This window comes from Paenibacillus sp. GYB006 (assembly GCF_036577645.1).
GTDB lineage: Bacteria > Bacillota > Bacilli > Paenibacillales > Paenibacillaceae > Paenibacillus.
In genome coordinates, this window is sequence record NZ_JARBDA010000023.1 from 14,685 (window position 1) to 37,464 (window position 22,780).

At 43.5% G+C, this 22,780-nt stretch carries 20 protein-coding genes and 1 tRNA gene; 19 read left to right on the plus strand and 2 right to left on the minus strand.

Going from position 1 to position 22,780, the window contains the following annotated elements:
- The first annotated feature begins 6 nt into the window (after positions 1 to 6).
- The 10 genes from hisJ (at position 7) to PV403_RS23335 (ending at position 10,522) form a co-directional block, all read left to right on the plus strand.
- Positions 7 to 825, plus strand: a complete 819-nt coding sequence (gene hisJ / locus PV403_RS23290; protein WP_332086133.1) for a histidinol-phosphatase HisJ — start codon at positions 7 to 9, stop codon at positions 823 to 825.
- 129 nt (positions 826 to 954) lie between these two features.
- Positions 955 to 1,902 (plus strand): ribose-phosphate diphosphokinase, encoded by a 948-nt coding sequence (locus tag PV403_RS23295; RefSeq protein WP_213535892.1) that lies wholly within the window; start codon positions 955 to 957, stop codon positions 1,900 to 1,902.
- Between the two features lie 275 nt (positions 1,903 to 2,177).
- Complete coding sequence (locus PV403_RS23300) at positions 2,178 to 3,968, plus strand: tetratricopeptide repeat protein (protein ID WP_332086138.1); 1,791 nt, start codon at positions 2,178 to 2,180, stop codon at positions 3,966 to 3,968.
- 37 nt (positions 3,969 to 4,005) lie between these two features.
- Entirely contained in the window at positions 4,006 to 4,971 is a 966-nt protein-coding gene (gene trxB, locus PV403_RS23305) for a thioredoxin-disulfide reductase (RefSeq protein WP_332086134.1), read from the plus strand.
- A 171-nt stretch (positions 4,972 to 5,142) separates the two neighbouring features.
- On the plus strand, positions 5,143 to 6,093 hold the full coding sequence (locus PV403_RS23310; protein ID WP_213535896.1) for an ROK family glucokinase: 951 nt from the start codon (positions 5,143 to 5,145) through the stop codon (positions 6,091 to 6,093).
- Positions 6,094 to 6,167: 74 nt separating this feature from the next.
- A complete protein-coding gene (gene rapZ / locus PV403_RS23315; protein WP_213535898.1) occupies positions 6,168 to 7,073 on the plus strand; it encodes an RNase adapter RapZ in 906 nt (301 codons plus the stop codon).
- 201 nt (positions 7,074 to 7,274) lie between these two features.
- On the plus strand, positions 7,275 to 8,240 hold the full coding sequence (locus tag PV403_RS23320; RefSeq protein ID WP_160036740.1) for a gluconeogenesis factor YvcK family protein: 966 nt from the start codon (positions 7,275 to 7,277) through the stop codon (positions 8,238 to 8,240).
- A 6-nt stretch (positions 8,241 to 8,246) separates the two neighbouring features.
- A complete protein-coding gene (whiA, locus tag PV403_RS23325; RefSeq protein WP_160036721.1) occupies positions 8,247 to 9,191 on the plus strand; it encodes a DNA-binding protein WhiA in 945 nt (314 codons plus the stop codon).
- Between the two features lie 117 nt (positions 9,192 to 9,308).
- Positions 9,309 to 9,578, plus strand: a complete 270-nt coding sequence (locus PV403_RS23330) for an HPr family phosphocarrier protein (RefSeq protein WP_160036722.1) — start codon at positions 9,309 to 9,311, stop codon at positions 9,576 to 9,578.
- 170 nt (positions 9,579 to 9,748) lie between these two features.
- Positions 9,749 to 10,522, plus strand: coding sequence for an SIMPL domain-containing protein (locus PV403_RS23335; protein WP_332086135.1), 774 nt, complete (start codon positions 9,749 to 9,751; stop codon positions 10,520 to 10,522).
- 83 nt (positions 10,523 to 10,605) lie between these two features.
- On the opposite strand, the gene clpP is transcribed toward PV403_RS23335, so the two are convergent.
- Together clpP and PV403_RS23345 are read right to left on the minus strand one after the other, a co-directional pair.
- Positions 10,606 to 11,202, minus strand: coding sequence for an ATP-dependent Clp endopeptidase proteolytic subunit ClpP (clpP, locus tag PV403_RS23340; protein WP_213535902.1), 597 nt, complete (start codon positions 11,200 to 11,202; stop codon positions 10,606 to 10,608).
- 196 nt (positions 11,203 to 11,398) lie between these two features.
- Positions 11,399 to 11,473 (minus strand) — tRNA-Arg (locus tag PV403_RS23345).
- Between the two features lie 300 nt (positions 11,474 to 11,773).
- Between PV403_RS23345 and PV403_RS23350 the strand changes: the two genes are divergently transcribed.
- From PV403_RS23350 to rnr, 9 genes are all read left to right on the plus strand, one after another.
- Positions 11,774 to 12,796, plus strand: coding sequence for a sugar-binding transcriptional regulator (locus PV403_RS23350; RefSeq protein ID WP_213535947.1), 1,023 nt, complete (start codon positions 11,774 to 11,776; stop codon positions 12,794 to 12,796).
- A 98-nt stretch (positions 12,797 to 12,894) separates the two neighbouring features.
- Positions 12,895 to 13,899 carry a type I glyceraldehyde-3-phosphate dehydrogenase gene (gene gap / locus PV403_RS23355; protein WP_160036724.1) on the plus strand — a complete coding sequence of 335 codons (1,005 nt, stop codon included), beginning with the start codon at positions 12,895 to 12,897 and terminating at the stop codon, positions 13,897 to 13,899.
- A gap of 247 nt (positions 13,900 to 14,146) precedes the next feature.
- Positions 14,147 to 15,328, plus strand: coding sequence for a phosphoglycerate kinase (locus tag PV403_RS23360; RefSeq protein ID WP_332086136.1), 1,182 nt, complete (start codon positions 14,147 to 14,149; stop codon positions 15,326 to 15,328).
- Between the two features lie 35 nt (positions 15,329 to 15,363).
- The gene (tpiA, locus tag PV403_RS23365; RefSeq protein WP_332086137.1) at positions 15,364 to 16,119 is read left to right on the plus strand and encodes a triose-phosphate isomerase; all 756 of its coding nucleotides are present in this window, start codon (positions 15,364 to 15,366) and stop codon (positions 16,117 to 16,119) included.
- A gap of 1 nt (position 16,120) precedes the next feature.
- Positions 16,121 to 17,665, plus strand: coding sequence for a 2,3-bisphosphoglycerate-independent phosphoglycerate mutase (gpmI, locus tag PV403_RS23370; RefSeq protein WP_213535908.1), 1,545 nt, complete (start codon positions 16,121 to 16,123; stop codon positions 17,663 to 17,665).
- A 113-nt stretch (positions 17,666 to 17,778) separates the two neighbouring features.
- Complete coding sequence (gene eno / locus PV403_RS23375) at positions 17,779 to 19,065, plus strand: phosphopyruvate hydratase (protein WP_213535910.1); 1,287 nt, start codon at positions 17,779 to 17,781, stop codon at positions 19,063 to 19,065.
- A gap of 104 nt (positions 19,066 to 19,169) precedes the next feature.
- Positions 19,170 to 19,355 carry a YjfB family protein gene (locus PV403_RS23380; RefSeq protein ID WP_213535912.1) on the plus strand — a complete coding sequence of 62 codons (186 nt, stop codon included), beginning with the start codon at positions 19,170 to 19,172 and terminating at the stop codon, positions 19,353 to 19,355.
- Between the two features lie 92 nt (positions 19,356 to 19,447).
- Positions 19,448 to 19,678, plus strand: a complete 231-nt coding sequence (secG, locus tag PV403_RS23385; RefSeq protein WP_213535914.1) for a preprotein translocase subunit SecG — start codon at positions 19,448 to 19,450, stop codon at positions 19,676 to 19,678.
- A gap of 282 nt (positions 19,679 to 19,960) precedes the next feature.
- Positions 19,961 to 22,639 carry a ribonuclease R gene (rnr, locus tag PV403_RS23390; RefSeq protein ID WP_213535922.1) on the plus strand — a complete coding sequence of 893 codons (2,679 nt, stop codon included), beginning with the start codon at positions 19,961 to 19,963 and terminating at the stop codon, positions 22,637 to 22,639.
- Positions 22,640 to 22,780: the final 141 nt, after the last annotated feature.

Below are 22,780 nucleotides of genomic sequence, written 5' to 3' on the forward strand. Positions count from 1 at the left end.
ATACTCATGTTAATCGATTATCATACCCATCATGCCAGATGCGGACATGCGGTAGGGGACTTGGAGTCTTATGTAAAACAGGCCATAAAGCTCGGATACAGCCAGATTGGCTTGTCTGATCATATGCCTCTGCTCCACGTTAATCCGGCTGAGTATTACTCAGAGGTGGCGATGCCTATGGAAGAGCTGCCAAGATACATCGAGGAATGTCTTTATCTAAAGGACAAGTATAAGGATGATATTGAGGTACGTGTTGGTCTCGAAGGGGACTATGTTGAAGGCTTCGAAAAAGAGATCGAACAAATGATTTCGGCCTATCCTTTTGACTATGTGATTGGATCTGTTCATTTTCTGAAAGAGTGGGATATTACGGATTACAGGCAAGTCTATCACTGGGAAAACAAAGATGTGCTTGAAGTATATCGAACCTATTACGATGCTGTTCAAAAAGCCGCAAAGAGCGGTTTTTATGATTTTCTCGGGCACATTGATGCAATTAAACGATTTACATATGAGCCTAAGCAGGCAGAGCGGGAGGCTTGGTATGCGCTAGAACGCGAAACCCTAGAGGTGATTGCTGACTGCGGGATTCCAATTGAGCTGAATGCCTCAGGCTTATCTAAGCCGTGTGCGGAAATGTTCCCTAGTGAGCGAATTTTGAAGCAAGCCTATCAGCTGGGGATTCCGGTGACGGTTGGTTCGGATGCCCATGATCCGTTGAAAGTAGGAGAGAATGTAGATACTGCTAGAACGCTTTTAAAAGAGATTGGGTATACCGAACTTGCTACCTTTAAAGAGAGAAAGCGCTTTATGGTTTCGTTGTAATCTGTAACAAGCGTAGTATAATAAAGGAAAAACATCCTGTTTTTCTATATAATGCACTCTATGATTCGTTGTGAGCCGAGTACTTTCAGGAAATGCTAGTGTTAAAAATAAGTTCTTCAGGAGGCATGTATGCAGCACTCTCTCCGTATTTTTTCGGGATCATCCAATCCTCAGCTGGTACAAAATATATGCCAGAAGTTAGGGGTAGAGCAGGGTAAAATCAAAATATCCCGCTTCAAGAGCGGGGAGATTTACGTGCACTATGAGGAAACGATTCGTAATTGTGATGTTTTTCTTGTGCAATCTCTATCAAGACCGATCAATGAGTTACTAGTTGAACTGCTTGTCATGATTGATGCAGCTAAACGTGCGTCTGCCCGAACAGTCAATATCATCCTGCCTTATTACGGTTATGCGAGACAGGAGAGAAAGTCTGCTCCAAGGGAGCCGATTTCAGCAAAACTGCTGGCTGATGTACTCACCACAGCAGGGGCAAACCGGATTGTAACCATTGATCTTCATGCGGCAGCAATTCAGGGTTTCTTTAATATTCCGGTTGACCATCTTACTGCGCTGGACTTAATTAGTGATTATCTTAAAAGCAAAAACATCGATAAACCTGTCATTGTATCGCCTGATGCGGGAAGAGCATCGATGGCAGAGAAATTGGCAAGCAGGCTCGATTCTCCATTTGCTATCATGATTAAGAAACGTCCAGCTCATAATGAGTCTGTCATTACTCACGTGATCGGGGATGTCGATGGCAGAACCCCTATTATTATTGAAGATTTAATTGATACAGGAACGACGATTGTTAACGTAGTTGAAGGGCTCAAAGAGAGAAATGCATATCCAGCGATTGTTTGCGCGACACATGGGCTTTTTTCAGGATCGGCATTGGAAAAACTCTCTCATCCTCATATTGAGGAAGTGATTGTTACGGATTCTATTGAGCTGCCTCCGTCGGGTCCACCTTGTTTTACCGTCTTATCGGTTGCTCCTATGCTGGCAAGGGCAATCCGGATTATCCTGGATGGTGGTTCTATTGCTACATTATTCAAGGATGCAGGTATTTAAGGACGACGAATAGATCACTCGGCAAGGTTCTTCAGCGAAGAGCCTTGTTTGCGTTTGGCTCGGCAGAGTTAGTAGGCTGACCGTAAAGGGTAATAAATATGTACGACACACCAAGTATCACGAGAGTTTCTCATAAAATGTGTACATCTCTTTTATAGAATGGTGAAGTAAATTTTTCATCTGTTGTATAGTTCTGCAACACGAGAAGAGTCCTTCAGATTATGTTATACTGGAGAGTATGAAATCGTATGATATAAGGAGGTGCCTTGGCACGTATGAAGGGCAAACCGCAGCGGACTGATCGCTCTCTTGTCAATGTTGTACCGATTCAACTGGACGCTTCTTTTTTCTTTGAAAGAGCTGTCCGCTCGCTGGATCGCAATCATTATGACAAGGCATTAAAATATTTTAGTAAAGCAGCTGAATATGAACCGGAAAATCCGGTCAATCATTGTAATGTGGCAGGCATCCTGTCTGAGATGGGGGATTATGCCCGCTCTAATGAAATTTTGAACCATGTGCTCACTGAAGTTGATCCCTCCATGATGGAGTGTTATTTCTATATGGCGAATAACTACGCGAACATGGAACAGTTTGAAGCCGCAGAAGAAGCGATTGTTACTTATTTGGAAGAGGATGAACAAGGACAGTTTCTGGATGAGGCGGAAGAGATGTTAGATCTTCTGTTCTTTGAACTGGGCCGGAAGGCTCCTGTGAGACGGATTAAAGCTAGAGAAGGTATCGCAGAGCATGATTATGCTCGCAGCCTGCTGGAGGAAGGGAAGTTTGCTCAAGCAGCAGAAATGCTGGAGAGTATTACAAAAGATCAGCCTGATTTCACAGCTGCGCGCAATAATCTCGCCTTAGCCTATTACTATATGGGAAGATTCGCAAAAGCGAAGGATACTATCTTTGATTTGTTAGCAATGGAGCCGGGCAATCTGCACGGTCTATGCAATCTTGCTATTTTCTATCAGAATGAAGGAAATAAAGAACAGGTAGAGGCACTTATCAAACAGTTGCAGACTCTAGTTCCTTTCGAGCAAGAGCATGTCTTTAAACTAGGAACGACGATGGGTATTCTGGGAGAACATGAAGCAGCTTATACTCACTTCCGCAGATTACTTAAGAATAAAGAAACGGCAAGCGATCCTTCGCTTGTTCATTATGCTGCAGTGGCAGCATGTAATACGAAGAGATATAGAGAAGCCGAGCGGCTATGGGAAATGGTGCAAGCACTCGATCCTGAATCAGAGGTCCCTAAGTTTTATATTTCCAGGCTGTCAGCACGGAAGGAAGATCAAGATTTTGGAACGGTAAGTTACCATTATCATTTGCCGTTTGAAGAACAATTCCGTCTGTGGGAGAAATACGGAGCGAGTATTCCGGAAGATATCAAAAATGATCCGCTGATCCGTTCTTCTTTCTTCTGGGCGCTTCATCATGGTGATGATACGAGTAAAGCCCAAGTGATCAGTGCACTGCGTCATATTGGTGACTATGAAGTATATCAGGCACTTACTGACTTTCTGGAACAACCAGGTGAAACTACGGAGCTCAAAGAGCTCGCTCTTTCCGTACTGCGTGAGATTGGGGAACCAGAGATGCTTTTGAAGGAGAAGAGTCAGAATAGTACTTTACGTTCTGCGGATTCTAGTTCAGTAGGTGAAGAGTTATCCATACTGAATAAGCAAGATAATGAAGATGCAGAATCATCCCACTACGAGCAGCTGGATGATAAACAGCAAGCGGTCTTGAACAAAGTTTTGGAGAAGATGGATCAGCAACCTGATATTTTGCGCAAGGGAGTTCAGTATTTATGGGCAGACTATTTGAAGCAAGTTGCTCCTGAATTGCCATCGATCTCACTCATTGAAGGATGGTCCGCTGCACTCGAATATCTCACTGTCAAATCAGCAGGCAAGGAAGTTACCTATAAGGAAGTAGCTGGTCATTACGGCATTTCAGCTTCCACGGTGAGCAGGTACGCTAAGCAAATTGATCTAGTATGTAATTCTACACATTTGTTACAGCCCGTATTCGGGTCTTTATCGGAGAAGCTGTAGTATCAAACTTTATTTTGTAAAAGGGAGGTAACGATGTATGACTCACTATAAATCCGTTATTATCGGCACAGGTCCTGCGGGACTTACTTCTGCTATTTATCTGGCACGGGCTAACATGAATCCGCTCGTTATTGAAGGCATGGAGCCAGGAGGCCAGCTTACAACAACAACAGAGGTTGAAAACTTCCCTGGATTTCCTGAAGGAATTCTTGGTCCAGAGCTCATGGACAATATGCGTAAACAAGCTGAGCGTTTTGGAGCCCAGCTCAAAAATGGCTGGGTAGACAGCATTGATCTCGCTGAGCGTCCTTTCCGCATTAAAGTAGAAGGCCAAGAGGAACTCACCGCAGATTCCGTTATTATTTCTACCGGAGCTTCTGCAAAATATTTAGGAATCCCAGGCGAAAAAGAAAATGTGGGGCGCGGTGTGAGCACATGCGCAACCTGTGACGGTTTCTTTTTCCGTAACAAAAAGATTGTTGTTGTTGGTGGCGGCGACTCCGCTATGGAAGAGGCAAACTTCTTGACCAGGTTTGCTTCTAGCGTAACCATCGTACATCGCCGCGAGCAATTGCGGGCCTCCAAAATTATGCAGGACCGTGCGAAAGAAAACGAAAAAATAAAATGGGCTTTAAACCGTTCTCCTCTCGAAGTCGTTGCTGACGATCAGGGAGTAAAGGGCCTCAAAGTCCATAATAATGAAACAGGGCAGGATGAGCTGGTGGAAGCAGACGGCGTATTTATAGCGATCGGGCATACACCGAATACAGCCTTTTTGCAAAATCAAATCACGCTGGATGCAGGTGGATATATTGCTTGTAATCCAGGAACTACAGAGACGAATATCCCTGGTGTTTTTGCTTGTGGTGACGTGCAGGATACGAAATATCGCCAAGCTATAACAGCAGCAGGATCGGGTTGTATGGCTGCTATGGATTGTGAGAAGTACCTTGAGGGCAGCATGGCTCATGACTGGAGCGAAACATTGAACAACGAACAATAATATGAAAAGCTGGCCGGGCATAAAAGGGTGTCCGGACGGCTTTTTTGCTTACTTTGATTGGATAAGACTTGTGAGAAATGGAAGGGTATTCGTCTTGACCGGCCCCCTTCCTTCAATTATAGTGATAACGTATGAATAAATATTACAGATGATAAAGGTGGCTTGCTAGCAATGTCTGAAAATGTCTACGTTGGAGTGGATTTAGGCGGTACGGCAATCAAAGTTGGGATCTGCAATGAGCAAGGAGCACTTCTGCATACATATGAAGGCCCGACAGAAGTGAGTAAGGGCGTTGATACTGTCATTTCAAACATCGAGAAATATGTCCGTCATATTGTGGAAGAATCACCATACAGTTGGGAGCAACTTGCAGGAGTCGGAGCAGGTGTAGCCGGATTCACTAATGTGCGAGAGGGAGTAATTGTACTCGCGCCTAACGTAGGTTTTAAAGATGTACCGATCCGTTCGATACTCGAAGATAGGCTAGGAAAGCTCGTTAAGATAGATAATGATGCGAATGTTGCGGCTCTTGGAGAAGCGTGGGCTGGTTCAGGTAACGGAGTTGAAAACTGCGTATGCTATACGCTAGGTACCGGTGTCGGCGGCGGAATTATTATTGATGGTAAGATTTATCAAGGTTTCTCAGGAATGGCTGGTGAGATTGGACACACGAATGTAGTACCGGATCTAGAAGCGATTCAATGCGGATGCGGGAAAATGGGGTGTCTGGAAACGGTTTCTTCAGCTACAGGGATTATACGTATGGCGAATGATGCGGTAGAGCGTGGAGATCATACTTCACTTCAATCCGTAGACACCATTATGGCGAAAGATGTATTTGATGCAGCGAAAGCAGGAGATGAGGTAGCACTTCGTATTGTTCATCGTGCAGCTTATTATCTTGGAAAATCACTGGCATCGGTTGCTGCCGTATTAAATCCTGAGATGTTTATCATTGGCGGAGGGGTTTCTAAAGCTGGTGATATTCTGTTTGATGAAGTGCGCAGTGTGTTTGCAAGTCTTGCGCCCGAGCCTCTTCAAAAAGGGGTAACCATTGTACCGGCAACCCTGGGAAATGATGCTGGTATTGTAGGCGCAGCTGGATTATTGATTCGTTCCTAAGATCGTACGCAACTTAAAATAACAATAATAGTAAGTCAATAGATAGACGAACTGAAATTGATAGGGGGAAAAACATGTTTGAAGGTGAAAAATCACCAGCAGGTGGAGCAACCCTTATTATCATTACAGGGATGTCAGGTGCAGGAAAGACCATTGCGGTTCAGAGTCTGGAAGATCTAGGTTTTTTCTGTGTTGATAATTTGCCTCCCGTTCTTATTCCTAAGTTTGCAGAACTTATTGTCCAATCTAATGGTAAAATTGGTAAGGTAGCACTTGTCATAGATTTACGCGGGCGAGAGTTCTTCACTGCTCTGTCTGAATCTTTGAATTATATTAAGGATCAATTTACGATTCACTGTGAAATTATGTTCCTTGATGCTCAAGACAGTGTTCTTGTGCAGCGATATAAAGAAAGCCGGCGGAGACATCCGCTTGCGCCAGAGGGAATGCCGCTTGATGGTATAAGACTGGAACGCAAAATGTTAGAAGAACTTAAGAACTCAGCTACACAGGTGCTCGATACCAGCAACATGAAGCCTGCGCAGCTAAAAGAAAAAATTATTTCAAGGTTCTCTCATTTAGAGAGTCATATGTTGTCCGTAAATGTTACTTCATTTGGTTTCAAATATGGTATTCCCATTGATGCTGATTTGGTGTTTGATGTTCGTTTTCTGCCAAATCCACATTACATTGAGCATCTACGGCCGAATACAGGGCAGAATAGTGATGTATATGAATATGTAATGAAGTGGCCGGAAACACAGGCGTTTTTAACAAAACTGCTGGATATGCTTCATTTCCTTATTCCTCAGTATCGGAAAGAAGGCAAAAGCCAGGTCATTATCGGCATTGGATGTACAGGCGGTAAGCACCGGTCCGTTGCAATTGCTGAGTATTTAGGTAAAATGCTTGGGGCAAGTGAGACTGAATCGGTTGTAGTCAGCCATAGAGATGCAGATCGTGATCGCGGAAATCACTAAATAAAGTGGAATGGATAAAGATATCGACTTGAATTGAATGGATTTATCGATTTAGGGATGACACCTGCATAGGATACAACATACAATGTATGGATCGCTCATACCGCATTCGTTAGTCATCATTTTTCAAAAGAGTAACGGATTGCTAACCTTGAGCAACCTCTTATAGAAGGTGAAGTGATAGAAGTGGCTGTAGAACAAATGAAACGTCCGCATCTTGTCGTTATGGGTGGCGGAACAGGGCTATCTGTCATGTTGCGGGGGTTAAAAAATAAGCCGCTTGATATCACGGCAATAGTTACGGTTGCTGACGATGGAGGAAGCTCAGGCATGCTGCGGGATGAACTGCAGATGCCTCCTCCAGGTGACATCCGTAATGTGCTCACAGCGCTTGCTGATGTAGAGCCGTTGATGTCAGAATTGCTTAATTATCGTTTTAGTGGAAATGGTGGATTATCTGGTCATAGTCTTGGAAACTTGATTCTGGCTGGAATGACAGATATAACAGGTGATTTTGTAACAGCGGTGAGAGAGATTAGCCGTGTTTTTGCTGTACGCGGGCAAGTATTGCCAGCTGCGGCGGAAGCCGTTGTGCTCCGCGCCGAGATGGAAGATGGTACGATCGTTACCGGCGAGTCCCAGATCCCAGCATATGGCGGACGGATTAAGAGAGTTTATCTTGAACCGGACCACGTGGAGCCGTTGCCAGAGGCTATCCAGGCAATTGAACAGGCAGACGCGATTATTATTGGTCCCGGTAGCTTGTATACCAGCATTTTACCCAATCTTCTTGTTCCTAAATTGGCAGAAGCTGTTGTGTCCTCGAAGGCAGCCAAGATCTTTATTGGTAATGTGATGACACAGCCTGGTGAAACCGATGGTTATTCTGTTGGTGATCATTTGAAAGCCATTGATGCCCATATAGGACATCGAATATTTGATTACGTCATTGTTAACAATGGCGATATTCCTGAACCTGTTCAGGAAATGTATGCAGAAAAGGGTGCAAAACCAGTACAGCTTGATCTTGAAGAGATTCTGAAGTACTCGAATGAATGCATCGCAGATCGACTTGTCATGTACCGGACTTACTTACGGCATGATGCGAATAAATTAAGTCATCATATCTACACGCTAGTGCAAAACTGGATGATTCGAAAGAGGTGAGATCCTTTGTCGTTTGCGGCACAGACCAAAAAAGAATTAACTCTGATCGAAAGCGAGCCTTGTTGTGAGAAAGCAGAGTTGTCTGCACTCATTCGTATGCTTGGCTCGGTCCAGCTATCGAACAAGAAGGTTATTTTAGACGTCTCTACGGAGAATGCCGCGATTGCAAGGCGAATCTATTCTTTGCTCAAAAAGCACTTTCAGGTGCATACCGAGTTATTGGTTCGTAAAAAGATGCGGCTTAAAAAGAATAATGTATACATCGTAAGGGTTCCAGTTCGAGTGCAAGAAATTTTGAATGAATTGGAGATTGTATCAGAAGGGTTTATATTTACGCCAGGAATCAATCCGAATGCCATTCATAAAAACTGCTGTAAACGGGCGTATTTGCGAGGTGCGTTTATGGCCGGAGGCTCTGTTAATAACCCGGAAGGCTCCTCTTATCACTTAGAAATTGCCTCGATGTATGAAGAGCATTGTCAGGCTCTGGTTGATCTTGCCAATGAATTTAATCTGAATGCACGCTGTATCGAGCGGAAGAAAGGGTTTATTTTCTATATTAAAGAGGGCGAAAAAATCATTGAGATGCTTAGCATTATCGGTGCACATCAGGCTTTGTTTAAATTCGAAGATGTTCGAATTATGCGTGATATGCGGAATTCGGTGAATCGAATCGTTAACTGTGAGACGGCCAATTTGAACAAAACGATCGGTGCAGCTGTGCGTCAAATTGAGAACATAAAGCTCCTTGATAAGGAAGTAGGGCTTGAAACCCTTCCTGATAAACTACGTGAAGTAGCAGAAGTAAGACTTGCGAATCCAGATATTAATTTGAAGGAAGTTGGGGAATTACTAAAAGGAACCGTCAGCAAATCAGGCGTGAACCATAGACTTCGCAAAATTGATGAGATGGCAGAGAAAATTAGAGTGGAAAAAGGACAACTCATATAGTGTGAGATTTATCATAAAGAAGTCTTTTTTTCTTCTAGTTTCATTCATGCTATAATGGTATAATGTTAATAATTATGTAGTATGATGTAGAGATTTTTATAGAGGGGGTAAGTTTTCATGACAAAACACCCGGTAGTAGTCCGTTTGAAGACGGGTCTTCATGCCAGACCAGCTGCTTTATTCGTTCAAGAAGCGAATAAGTATTCATCCGAAATTTTTGTGGAAAAAGACGACAAAAAAGTGAATGCTAAAAGTATCATGGGAATTATGAGCCTTGCAATTAGCACGGGTACTGAAATTCACATTAGTGCTGAAGGCGCAGACGCTGAACAGGCAGTAAATGCATTGATCAGTCTTGTAAGCAAGGAAGAATTGGAAAACCAATAAATTTCATGTTTTCATATGTGTATACCGGAAAGCCCCTTAGGGGGCTTTTTTTCGTTATATTTAATACATAAATTAAATAGCAGAAATGGAACTTTATACAAAATAATCTCGTCTAATAGTTTGTAGCGCCTGAGTTAGAAGATGTTTGAATAGAGAGGGAGGATCGTGTAATGAAAAAGAAAATGGTTTGGTTAAAGCCTGCAGCAGCTACATTAATTGCAGGTACTCTATTCATTGGTGGGGGTGGAGGAGGAGCTATCTCCTTTGCGGGAAAAGCACAAGCGCAGGAAGCCGCAGCGGTTCAGAATGTGGTATCTGTCGTAGGGAAAGGTGAGATTTCGGTAAAGCCGGATATCGCCTATCTTTATATTGGTATTCAAACAGAGGGAAAAACAGCTGTTGAAGCTCAAAAGGCAAATGCTAAAAAGATGCAAAACTTAACCAATTTACTTAAAAAGACATGGAAGCTGCAAAGCAAAGATATACAAACGAATCAGTTTTATGTACAGCCTGATTACACATATAGCGAAAAAGAAGGACGGAAACTAAAAGGATACACAGCATCACATTCACTAAAAATTAGCTATCGTAATCTCGATAAGATCGGAGAACTGCTGGATTCAGCAGCTAAAATGGGTGTGAACCAGATCGACAATATTCAGTTTTCGATTGAGAATAGAGATGCTTTCGAAACGGCCGTAATTGAAAAAGCGATGTCTAATGCGAATTTGAAGGCAGGAGCCATCGCTAAAGTTTCAGGACGCAGTTTGGGAGTTGTTCTGAGTGTGAGTCAAGGGAATGTGGCAGAACCAGTTCGTTACTACGAGCAGATGTATGATATGAAAGTGGAAACAGCAAACAGTACTGCTGATAAATCATCGTCAGTTGAAACGGGAGAAATTAAATTGACTACAGAACTTACGGTACACTATCAACTTAACTAGTACTTTACTTGAGAAAAGCAGTTTAGAAGCATGAAAAAAGCCGCAGTCCTCTAGGACTGCGGCTTTTTTCATTTATTTCTATATTAGATCCCTTGCGGTGGAGTTGAAGAAATAACTTTATCAACAAGTCCGTAAGCTTGAGCTTCTTCTGCACTCATGAAGTTATCGCGATCTGTGTCTTTCTCGATACGTTCAATCGGTTGACCTGTACGTTCAGCCAAGATTTTGTTGAGTTTGTCACGCATTTTGAGAATGCGGCGAGCACGAATTTCAATATCTGTCGCTTGACCTTGTGCACCACCCAAAGGTTGGTGAATCATGATCTCGCTGTTTGGAAGCGCAAAACGTTTGCCTTTTGCACCAGCATTGAGCAAGAATGCACCCATAGAAGCTGCCATACCCATGCAAATTGTCGATACATCTGGTTTGATGAATTGCATAGTGTCATATATCGCCATACCCGCAGTAATGGAACCGCCTGGGCTGTTAATGTATAGGTGAATGTCTTTCTCCGGATCTTCCGCAGTGAGGAACAACATTTGAGCGATGATAGAGTTGGCTACTACATCGTTAACGTCGCTTCCCAGAAAAATAATCCGATCTTTCAGTAGTCTGGAATAAATGTCATAAGCGCGTTCACCGCGATTGGTTTGTTCTACGACCATAGGAATGTAACTCACGTGAAAAACCTCCTTAGGAATTTAGGTTTAGAGTTTATATTTAGACGTTTAACAGCATCTATATCTACTGTTTCCGTATTAACCACATCATAAACAAATCAAAACAAAAAGTCAAAGAAAGTCAAACTATTTTGATAAAAAAAGAAACCTATTCGGTTTCATCGGTTAAGTGTATAACAAGCTGTTAGTAATTATATGGCGCGCCCGCGAGGAATCGAACCTCGATCTCAGGCTCCGGAGGCCTACGTCATATCCGTTGGACCACGGGCGCACAAGTGTGACAGCAAAATTTATTATATCTGATTGCCATTAAAAATGCAAGAAAGTTTAGTGGAGGTGTTTGATGTTCTATAAGAATGTGCAGACTACATTAATAGTGCGTTCTAAGCAATATTTTATTTATAAGTAGGCAAAGTGCATAAATAGACGCCCACTTGCGAAATATACTTCTGACCACTTGCATACCAGGGTAGATTTAGGTAAAATAAACGTGGGACTTAAAAAGTTAACCCCGGGACAATTTTAGTCCATATTAGAGGCCGGAATGAAGGAGTTTGCGGAAGTGGAAAGTATGCGAACGATTTTAGAAGTGCAGAAGCAACTTCTACCTGATCTCATGGACGTAATGAAGAAGAGATATACCATTTTGCGCCAAATCATGATTTCGGATGTAATCGGACGAAGAACGCTTGCCCACTCTCTGGATATGACGGAGCGTGTACTCAGATCGGAGACAGACTTGCTTAAATCACAAGGACTGATTGAGATCGAGAGTATGGGCATGAGAATAAGTGAGTCCGGCGAGCAGCTGCTTGCAATGTTAGAACCTATGGCTAATGAATTATTTGGACTGTCGGAGATGGAAGAATTAATCGAGAAAACGTATGGACTCCAAAAGGTTATCGTTGTTCCCGGTGATTCAGAAAACTCTGAATATGCCAAACGTTCACTTGGACGTGCAGGAGCTAGAGCCCTGCTGAGTGTCATGAATGATGGAGATGTTGTTGCAGTTACAGGTGGATCGACTACAGCTTCGGTCGCTGAACACTTAACTCCGTCGTCTGCTATGCGTGGAGTATGGTTTGTACCCGCAAGAGGCGGACTTGGTGAAAGTGTAGAATTTCAAGCGAATACGATCGCGTCGACCATGGCTAAGAAGCTTGGGGCTGAATACAGGTTGCTTCATGTGCCTGATCTGTTAAGTAACCATGCCTACGAATCACTAGTTCAAGACTCTAACATTCAAGAAATTTTGGGTATGATTCGAAAAGCTCGCATTGTAATTCATGGAATCGGCGGAGCAATGGAGATGGCTAAAAGACGTAAGCTTGCACCTCAGACGATCGAAGAGATTAGAGATGAAGGTGCTGTCGCTGAATCCTTTGGTTATTACTTCAATAATAAAGGAAAAGTAGTTCATACTATGCTCACGCTTGGTATGCGTCTTGAGGATATTACTCGGACGGATGTCGTCATCGCCATTGCAGGCGGTAAATACAAGGCAGATTCTATAAAAGCCGTGCTTCGTTTTGGGCAGGAAGATATACTTGTCATTGATGAGGCGGCAGCTACGGAAATTGTTAAGGATTTATAATGAAGTAAGAAAGATTTGAAACTTGTTGTCTTGATGAATCTATTTTAGATTTGTCTTGAATATATAAAAATTTAGCAAAACTTGGGAGGAACTTACTCATGGTTAAAGTAGGTATTAACGGTTTTGGACGTATTGGACGTAACGTATTCCGCGCAGCACTAAACAACAGCGATGTGGAAATCGTAGCAATCAACGATTTGACTGACGTAAGCACTTTGGCTCACTTGCTTAAATACGACACAACTCATGGTCGTCTGGATGCAACTGTTGAACATAAAGAAGGCGCTCTTATCGTTAACGGCAAAGAAGTAAAAGTATTTGCTGAGCGTAACCCAGAAAACTTGCCTTGGGGACAACACGGCGTTGAAATCGTTGTTGAATCCACTGGTATCTTCACAGCGAAAGAAAAAGCAGAAGCTCACCTTAAAGGCGGAGCTAAAAAAGTTATCATCTCTGCACCAGCTACAAACGAAGATATTACAATCGTTATGGGTGTTAACGAAGAGCAATATGACCCAGCTAACCACACTGTAATTTCTAACGCTTCTTGTACTACAAACTGCTTGGCACCTTTCGCTAAAGTTCTTGACGAGTCCTTCGGTATCGTTAAAGGTATGATGACAACTGTTCACTCTTACACTAACGACCAACAAGTACTTGACCTGCCGCACAAAGACCTTCGTCGTGCTCGTGCAGCTGCTGAGAACATCATTCCTTCTACAACTGGTGCAGCAAAAGCAGTTAGCCTTGTATTGCCACAACTGAAAGGTAAACTGAACGGTATGGCTATGCGTGTTCCTACTAAGAACGTATCCGTTACAGACCTAGTAGTTGAACTTGGTAAAAACGTAACTGTTGATGAAGTAAACGCAGCTTTGAAAGAAGCAGCTAACGGTCCACTTAAAGGAATCATGAACTTCTCTGAAGAGCCGCTTGTATCCAGCGACTACAACAGCGATCCAGCTTCTTCCACAATCGACAGCCTATCCACTATGGTAGTTGGCGATAACATGGTTAAAGTTGTATCTTGGTACGACAACGAGTGGGGTTACTCCAACCGTGTAGTTGACCTTGCTGCTTTCATCGCTAAAAAAGGTCTGTAAGAATAACACAAGGGCTTTAACAGCCTGATGTGAATCCAGGTGAAGAGGAGAACATTTATGTCTCTCCTCTTCATCATGGTTTTTATCTTTAATGCCAGAGAACCGGAGAAACCGGTCTATATAAATAGAGAGATATAAAGGCACTATATTGCTGTTTGAATGAATGGACTATTGGGTTTCGCCTAATGGTTACTACACATAAGATATCAGCTATCTTTTTTAGATAGCACTTAGGAGGAACGTGGAGATGAACAAAAAAAGTGTACGTGATGTAGAAGTAACAGGAAAACGTGTGTTTGTTCGTGTCGATTTTAATGTACCGCTCGAAGATGGAAAGATTACTGACGATACTCGTATCCGTGAAACACTTCCAACTATTAAATACTTGGTAGAAAAAGGTGCGAAAGTAATTCTTGCAAGTCACATGGGTCGTCCTAAAGGTGAATTTGTTGATTCCCTTCGCTTGACACCTGCGGCTAACCGTCTATCTGAGCTGCTTGGCAAACCGGTTGCTAAAGCAGACGAAGCTATTGGAGATGCAGTAAAAGCAGAGATCGAAAAAATGAACAACGGCGATGTTCTTGTACTTGAAAACGTCCGTTTCTACCCTGGAGAAGAGAAAAATGATCCAGAACTAGCAAAACAATTTGCTGATCTGGCTGACCTTTTCGTAAATGATGCATTTGGTGCTGCTCACCGTGCTCATGCATCGACAGAAGGTATTGCTCATCATCTTCCAGCCGTTTCGGGTCTTTTGATGGAGAAAGAACTTGATGTTCTCGGTAAAGCATTAACTACACCAGAACGTCCTTTCACTGCAATCATTGGTGGATCTAAAGTAAAAGACAAAATCGATGTTATTGATAACTTGCTTAACATTGCTGACAATGTACTCATCGGTGGAGGTCTCACTTATACGTTCTTCAAAGCACAAGGTCACGAAATCGGTAAGTCTTTGCTGGATGATTCCAAACTGGATGTAGCTCTTGGATTTATCGAAAAAGCGAAGAAACTAGGTAAGAACTTCCTTCTTCCTGAAGATATCGTAATCACGAAGGAATTTAGCGCGGATGCAGAAACGAGAATAGTTGATATTGATCAAATTCCAGCAGACTGGGAAGGTATTGATATTGGACCGAAAACTCGTGCGAAATATGCAGAAGTTATTAAAAATTCCAAACTGGTTGTATGGAACGGACCAATGGGTGTTTTTGAAATCGAGCCATTCTCTCACGGTACTCGTGAAGTAGCAGAAGCTTGTGCATCAACAGAAGGATACACAATCATTGGTGGAGGAGATTCTGCAGCAGCAGCTGAGAAATTCCATCTTGCTGAAAAAATGAACCACATCTCAACTGGTGGCGGTGCTTCCCTCGAATTTATGGAAGGTAAAGAGCTTCCTGGTGTTGTGGCATTGAACGATAAATAAAAAATAATTTGGATATAAGAGGAGGAGCGTACGATATGAGTAGAACTCCGATCATCGCAGGTAACTGGAAGATGTTCAAAACCGTACCTGAATCCACTTCGTTTATTGAAGCGGTAAAAGGGCAAGCTGAAGTAGAGGGTGTAGAAAGCGTGATTTGCGCTCCATTCACCAATCTTCCAGCTTTGGTTGAAGCAGTAAAAGGAACAAACATTAAAATTGGTGCTCAAAACCTTCATTTCGAAGACAATGGTGCATTCACTGGTGAAATCAGCGGCGTTATGCTGAAAGATCTGGGTGTAGATTACGTTGTAATTGGACACTCTGAGCGTCGTCAGTACTTTAACGAAACTGATGAAACAGTAAACAAAAAAGTTCACGCTGCATTCCGTCATGGTCTTACTCCAATTGTATGTGTGGGTGAGAAACTGGAAGAGCGTGAAGCGGACCAAACAAAAGATGTATGTAAAGTGCAAACAGAAGCTGCATTTGCTGGACTAGCTGCTGGTCAAGCAGCAAAAGTAGTAGTAGCTTACGAGCCAATCTGGGCAATTGGAACAGGTAAATCTTCCACATCCCAAGATGCAAACGAAGTTATTGCATACATTCGCGGCGTGATTAAAGATCTATACAATGAAGAGGTTGCTAACGCAGTTCGTATTCAATACGGCGGCAGTGTGAAACCTGAGAACGTAGCCGAGTATCTCGGTCAAAGCGATATCGATGGGGCACTTGTTGGCGGAGCAAGCCTTCAACCTGAATCCTACATCGCGCTCGTTCAGGGGGCGAAGTAAGATGACTGCACCAAAACCAGTAGCACTGATCATTATGGACGGTTTCGGACTTCGAAACACCGTTGTTGGTAACGCGGTAGCTCAAGCCAAAAAGCCAAACTACGATCGCTATATGGCAAAATATCCGCATACTACACTTACTGCAAGTGGAGAAGCGGTTGGATTGCCTGAAGGACAAATGGGGAACTCCGAAGTAGGACACTTGAATATCGGTGCAGGTCGTATCGTATATCAAGATCTTACTCGGATTTCTAAATCCATTCGTGATGGTGAGTTCTTTGACAATGAAACGCTTGTAAATGCTGTGCGTTCTGCGAAGCAAACAGGCAAAAAACTTCACTTGTACGGCCTTTTGTCTGATGGTGGAGTACACAGTCACATTAAGCATATGTTTGCCATGCTGGACCTGGCTAAGAAAGAAGAAATGGACGAAGTGTATATCCATGCTTTCCTCGATGGTCGTGACGTTTCCCCGAATAGCGGTATTAAATTCCTTGAGGAGTTAAATGCTAAAATCGAGGAAGTGGGTATTGGTAAAATTGCGACTGTTCAAGGTCGTTACTATGCAATGGACCGTGACAAACGCTGGGAACGTGTTGAGAAATCTTATCGTGCAATCGTGTACGGAGATGGACCTAAATACACAGATCCGATGCTTGCAGTTAAGGAATCTTACGAAAAATCAGTTTATGATGAGTTCGTAGAACCAACAGTAATTGTAAAAGAGGATGGATCTCCGGTTGGGCTTGTTGAAAGCGGCGACTCGGTAGTCTTCTTAAACTTCCGTCCTGACCGTGCTATTCAATTGTCTCAAGTATTCACAAACCAAGACTTCCGCGGTTTCGATCGTGGTGATAAATGGCCTCAAGGGCTGCATTTCGTATGTTTGACACTGTTCAGCGAAACAGTAGATGGATACGTTGCTTACACACCGAAGAACCTTGATAATACGCTCGGTGAAGTACTGGTTCAGAACAACAAGAAACAATTGCGTATTGCTGAAACCGAGAAGTATCCGCATGTAACGTTCTTCTTCAGCGGCGGACGTGATGTAGAACTTCCAGGTGAAACTCGTATTCTGATCAATTCTCCTAAGGTTGCAACATATGACCTCAAACCAGAAATGAGCGCATATGAAGTAGCTGACGCTTGCGTTAAAGAGATTGAAGCAGATAAACACGATGCGATCATTTTGAACTTTGCAAACCCTGATATGGTAGGTCACTCCGGCTTGCTGGAACCAACCATTCGTGCGGTAGAAGCTACAGATGAGTGCATGGGACGTGTTGTTGAAGCTGTACTTGCAAAAGGCGGCGTGGTTCTGATCACTGCTGACCATGGTAATGCGGATATGGTATTTGACGAGAACGGAAATCCGTTTACGGCACATACAACAAACCCAGTACCTTTCATCGTTACTTCTGAAAATGTGGAGCTTCGTGATGGCGGTATTCTTGCAGACATCGCTCCTACCATTCTTGACTTGATGGAACTTCCGCAACCAGCGGAAATGACCGGAAAATCCATCATCTCAAGACGCAAATAGGTTGTTAACCGAACTTATTTGCAATTGACTGCCTGACTTTGTTTTAATAAGAGATATAAGGCCTAGCTAGCCAAACAATAGATTCGATTCCAAACAAAAGGAGATTATTACTCATGACTATTATTTCTGACGTATATGCTCGCGAAGTCCTAGACTCCCGCGGTAACCCAACAGTTGAAGTTGAGGTTTATCTTGAATCCGGCGCAATCGGCCGCGCAATCGTTCCATCCGGTGCTTCCACTGGTGCTCACGAAGCAGTTGAACTTCGTGATGGCGACAAAGACCGTTACCTTGGTAAAGGTGTTCTGAACGCTGTTAAAAATGTTAACGAAAAAATTGCTCCAGAAGTTATCGGTATGGACGCTCTTGATCAGCTCGGTATCGACAAACTGATGATTTCTTTGGATGGTACTCCAAACAAAGGTAAATTCGGTGCAAACGCAATTCTTGCAGTATCTATGGCGGTAGCTCGTGCAGCTGCTGACGCTCTTGACCTGCCACTGTATGTTTACCTTGGCGGATTCAATGCGAAACAACTTCCAGTTCCTATGATGAACATCGTTAACGGTGGCGAACATGCCGACAACAACGTTGACGTACAAGAATTCATGATCTTGCCTGTAGGTGCTCCTTCTTTCAAAGAAGCTCTTCGTACAGGTGCTGAAATCTTCCACAGCTTGAAATCCGTTCTGAAAGCGAAAGGACTGAACACAGCTGTAGGTGACGAAGGTGGTTTCGCTCCTAACTTTACTTCCAACGAAGACGCTCTTGGCGCAATCATGGAAGCTATCGAAAAAGCAGGATACAAACCAGGTGAAGACGTTCTTCTTGGTATGGACGTTGCTTCTACTGAGTTCTACAAAGATGGTAAATACACACTTGCTGGCGAAGGTAAATCCTTCACTTCTGCTGAGTTCGTAGACCTTCTTGCTTCTTGGGTTGAAAAATATCCAATCGTTACAATTGAAGATGGTTGCTCCGAGGATGACTGGGAAGGTTGGAGACTCCTTACTGAGAAATTGGGAGACAAAATCCAACTCGTTGGTGACGACTTGTTCGTTACAAACACTGAGCGCCTGAAAAAAGGTATCGATGAAAAAATCGGTAACTCCATCCTTATCAAAGTTAACCAAATCGGTACGCTTACTGAAACTTTCGATGCAATCGAAATGGCTAAACGTGCAGGTTACACAGCTGTTATCTCCCACCGTTCCGGTGAGTCCGAAGACAGCACAATTGCGGACATCGCAGTGGCAACAAATGCAGGCCAAATCAAAACGGGTGCACCTTCCCGTACAGACCGTATCGCAAAATACAACCAATTGCTTCGTATCGAAGACCAACTGGGTGAACTTGCTCAATACAACGGCCTGAACTCTTTCTACAACTTGAAAAAATAATAAGCTTATTGCTTATTTCTAGAAGAGTCGATCCAAATGGATCGGCTCTTTTTTTTTATTTCGGTAACCGATATATAGATAAGAAGGAAAGGAGGGAAATTATAATGGATATTGCAGCATTATCAATGGCTATGTCCCAAGCATCTGTTCAGCAGGCGGCTTCTCTGCAAGTGATGGGTATGGCGAAGAATCAAACGGAAATGAATGGTCAGCAGATGGTGCACATGTTAAATTCGGCTGCACCTGCTCCTCATCCTACATCAGGAAGTATAATTGATATCAAGGTTTAAGGATTGCTAATTCCATCTCCTGTATGATACAATAGGAATACTGTTTATCAGCGTGTGATGTATACGCACAATTTTTTTAGGAGGTGGAAGTTATGGAACTCGTTTTGAAATTGCTTCTCGTTATTTTTGCCATCGGTGTTATTGTCGTTGTTCTTCTTCAACAAGGGAAAAGCGCAGGTCTTTCCGGTGCCATCTCCGGCGGTGCGGAACATCTTTTTGGCAAGTCCAAAGCACGCGGTATGGAACTCGTTCTTGAGCGGATTACGATCGGCTTTGCAGCCGGATTTATGATTCTGGCTATTTTAGTAGCTGTATTCCAGTAAGTTTTTTAAGATAACTAACTCAGACCTTCGTTCCGTGAGGAACGGAGGTCTTTTAATACTCAGATTTAGTTGTGATTGCCCTTACGGGGGCTTGTTTTACGGTAATGAGAAAGTTTAGATTAATTTGGTGTATACTAGGGTAAGATTTTACTAATGCTTAGTGATGGCAGGTACCCTGGATAGTGAACAAATGAAGCCATCTTGACCTGCCTTGTCATTTCCGATTTTGAATTCAATTTTATACATAAAGACCTACTTTTATGTTTCCTAGAGGTGAACCTAATGATAACAGAACAGCAATTGCTCGATTTCATGCATGAAACGGCCTACAAGCCGATGACTTATCAGGAACTGGAACAGCATTTTCACATTGAAAATGCTGCTGAGTTCAAAGAATTCCTTAAAATGCTCAATCATCTCGAAGATGAAGGGAAGATTGTACTTACCAGTGCAAATCGCTATGGTGTACCTGGACGGATGCAAATGGTTCGTGGACGACTGCAAGCGCATGCCAAGGGATTTGCCTTCCTTATTCCCGAAGATCGCGAGCATCCGGATGTTTATATCCATGCCAATGATTTAAAAAGTTCCATGAACGGAGATACCGTTCTTGTTCGTGTAACATCAAAAGGGCCAGAGGGCGGCCGACTTGAAGGAGAAGTCGTTCGCATTGTGAAACGTGCCATTACCCAAGTAGTGGGTGTATTCCAAAACCATGAAGTATACGGCTTTGTTATCCCAGATGACAAGCGGATCAATCGGGATATCTTTATTCCTCGCGGAAGTTTTCTAGGCGCAGTAGATGGCCAGAAAGTGGTCGTGAAGATTGTGAATTATCCGGAAGGCCGTGCAGCGGCAGAGGGCGAAATCATTGAAGTCCTCGGTCACAAGGACGATCCAGGTATTGATATTTTATCTGTTATCCGTAAGCATCAACTTCCAGAGGGATTCCCTGATGAAGTGATGGCGGAAGCAGAGCAAGTGCCCGAATCCATCACAGAAGAGGAAATTGCTCGTCAGGGACGCCGTGACCTGCGTGGTCTGAACATTGTTACCATTGATGGTGAGGATGCAAAAGACCTGGATGATGCAGTAAATGTAGAGCGTCTTCCGAACGGTCATTATAGACTCGGCGTTCATATTGCAGACGTAGGGTATTATGTACCTGAAAATTCGAAGCTTGATCAGGAAGCTTATAATCGCGGATGCAGTGTGTACTTGGTTGACCGTGTTATTCCGATGCTTCCTAAACGCTTGTCGAACGGGATCTGTAGTTTGAATCCGCAGGTAGATCGTCTCACCATGTCTTGTGTAATGGAGTTTAACGAGCAGATGAAGGTCGTTAACCATGATATATTCACAAGTGTTATCAAGACCAAAGAGCGGATGACCTACAAGAATGTATATAAAATTCTGGAGGAAGAAGATCCAGAGCTAATTGAACGTTATAGCGACTTGGTAGATGACTTCAAACTGATGAAAGAAATCGCCATGAAGCTTCGTAATATGCGGATGCGCCGCGGTGCTGTTGATTTTGACTTTGAAGAAAGCAAAATTATCGTTGACGAAGAAGGTAAGCCGGTAGATATCGTGAAGAGAGAGCGGACAGTAGCTGAACAGATCATCGAAGAATTCATGCTCGCTGCCAATGAGACGGTTGCAGAACATTTCCACTGGCTAAAAGTGCCATTCATCTATCGTGTCCATGAAGATCCAGATCAAGAGAAATTGCAAAATTTCCTTGCATTTGCTTCGAATTTTGGATATCAAGTGAAGGGGCGCGGCAATGCAATTCATCCGAGAGCATTGCAATCGCTTCTTGAAGATATTCAAGGAACCAAAGAGCAGACGGTGATCAGCACAATGATGCTGCGGTCTATGAAACAAGCGAAGTACGATTCCGAGATGTCTGGACACTTTGGCCTTGCGGCTGAATTCTATAGCCACTTTACATCACCAATTCGTCGTTATCCGGATCTAGTCATTCACCGTGTAATGCGTGAAGTGTTCGAGAACAACGGCGCGCTTAGTGAGCAGCGTCAAGAATACTTGGCCAGCCGTATGCAGGATATTGCTCAGCAGTCTTCCGAACGGGAACGTGTTGCGGTAGAGGCAGAGCGTGACACAGAGAAAATGAAGAAAGCGGAGTTCATGCTTGATAAAGTCGGCGAAGTATTCGAAGGTATGATCAGCAGTGTAACCAGCTTCGGGATGTTTATTGAACTGGAGAATACAGTAGAAGGTCTGATCAGACTGAGCATGCTCACGGATGATTATTATCATTTTGATGACCAGCATATGGCTCTCATCGGAGAGCGCACGTCGAAGGTATTCCGTATCGGTGATGAGCTCGAGATTCGTGTGGCTCGCGTAAATATGGATGATTACACGATCGACTTTGAGATGCTAGACATGAAACCACGTCAAGGACGTCCAAGTGGCAGTCAAGGCGGTCCACGCGGCGGCCGTGGAGGTCAGCGTAATGATGGACGCAGCGGAGGCCGAAGCGGCAACCGGGAAGGTCAGCGTGGACGGAATACAGAGTCAGGAAGCAAGGGTGAGAAACGAGGCGCCAAAAAAACGGATGGAAATGCAGGCGGTAATGCAAATCGCGGTAAAGACAGTGGACGCAGTGGGCGTGACAATAATACGAACCCTCGTTCATCGGATCGTCCAAGCTTTGGATTTGGATCTGGCAAAGGTGGATACAGCTCGGCTGGATCGTCCTCTGGTTCAAGTTCATCTCTCTCTGAAAGCCGGGGCGGTTATAAGCAAGGTAAAGGCCGCAAAAAGAAAACAACCCAAAGCGGAATTTTTATCGGCAATCCGAATTCCAGTGATCAAACGGTGAATCCACCTGCAGCAGAAGGTGAAACAGCAGCAGGCAAGCGGAAACGAAATAAAAACAAAGGCGGCAACAAGAACGGGATGGCCGCATTTGTACGCAAGAAGAAAAAATAGTCCTTCTTCTTAACAACAGAGCAGCTTACAATAAGCACATGACTCTATAAGAATGGGTTAAACAAAGAAGCTGGCACAGAGGTCCTTAATACAGGATCTTCGTGTCAGCTTTTTTTATGTGAATAAGCCATGTAATTGGAC

Bases quoted from the DNA above. Each gene is read 5' to 3' on its own strand.
- hisJ (WP_332086133.1), top strand. From the start codon at position 7: ATGTTAATCGATTATCATACCCATCATGCCAGATGCGGACATGCGGTA.
- PV403_RS23295 (WP_213535892.1), top strand. From the start codon at position 955: ATGCAGCACTCTCTCCGTATTTTTTCGGGATCATCCAATCCTCAGCTG.
- PV403_RS23300 (WP_332086138.1), top strand. From the start codon at position 2,178: ATGAAGGGCAAACCGCAGCGGACTGATCGCTCTCTTGTCAATGTTGTA.
- trxB (WP_332086134.1), top strand. From the start codon at position 4,006: ATGACTCACTATAAATCCGTTATTATCGGCACAGGTCCTGCGGGACTT.
- PV403_RS23310 (WP_213535896.1), top strand. From the start codon at position 5,143: ATGTCTGAAAATGTCTACGTTGGAGTGGATTTAGGCGGTACGGCAATC.
- rapZ (WP_213535898.1), top strand. From the start codon at position 6,168: ATGTTTGAAGGTGAAAAATCACCAGCAGGTGGAGCAACCCTTATTATC.
- PV403_RS23320 (WP_160036740.1), top strand. From the start codon at position 7,275: ATGAAACGTCCGCATCTTGTCGTTATGGGTGGCGGAACAGGGCTATCT.
- PV403_RS23330 (WP_160036722.1), top strand. From the start codon at position 9,309: ATGACAAAACACCCGGTAGTAGTCCGTTTGAAGACGGGTCTTCATGCC.
- PV403_RS23335 (WP_332086135.1), top strand. From the start codon at position 9,749: ATGAAAAAGAAAATGGTTTGGTTAAAGCCTGCAGCAGCTACATTAATT.
- PV403_RS23350 (WP_213535947.1), top strand. From the start codon at position 11,774: ATGCGAACGATTTTAGAAGTGCAGAAGCAACTTCTACCTGATCTCATG.
- gap (WP_160036724.1), top strand. From the start codon at position 12,895: ATGGTTAAAGTAGGTATTAACGGTTTTGGACGTATTGGACGTAACGTA.
- PV403_RS23360 (WP_332086136.1), top strand. From the start codon at position 14,147: ATGAACAAAAAAAGTGTACGTGATGTAGAAGTAACAGGAAAACGTGTG.
- tpiA (WP_332086137.1), top strand. From the start codon at position 15,364: ATGAGTAGAACTCCGATCATCGCAGGTAACTGGAAGATGTTCAAAACC.
- gpmI (WP_213535908.1), top strand. From the start codon at position 16,121: ATGACTGCACCAAAACCAGTAGCACTGATCATTATGGACGGTTTCGGA.
- eno (WP_213535910.1), top strand. From the start codon at position 17,779: ATGACTATTATTTCTGACGTATATGCTCGCGAAGTCCTAGACTCCCGC.
- PV403_RS23380 (WP_213535912.1), top strand. From the start codon at position 19,170: ATGGATATTGCAGCATTATCAATGGCTATGTCCCAAGCATCTGTTCAG.
- secG (WP_213535914.1), top strand. From the start codon at position 19,448: ATGGAACTCGTTTTGAAATTGCTTCTCGTTATTTTTGCCATCGGTGTT.
- rnr (WP_213535922.1), top strand. From the start codon at position 19,961: ATGATAACAGAACAGCAATTGCTCGATTTCATGCATGAAACGGCCTAC.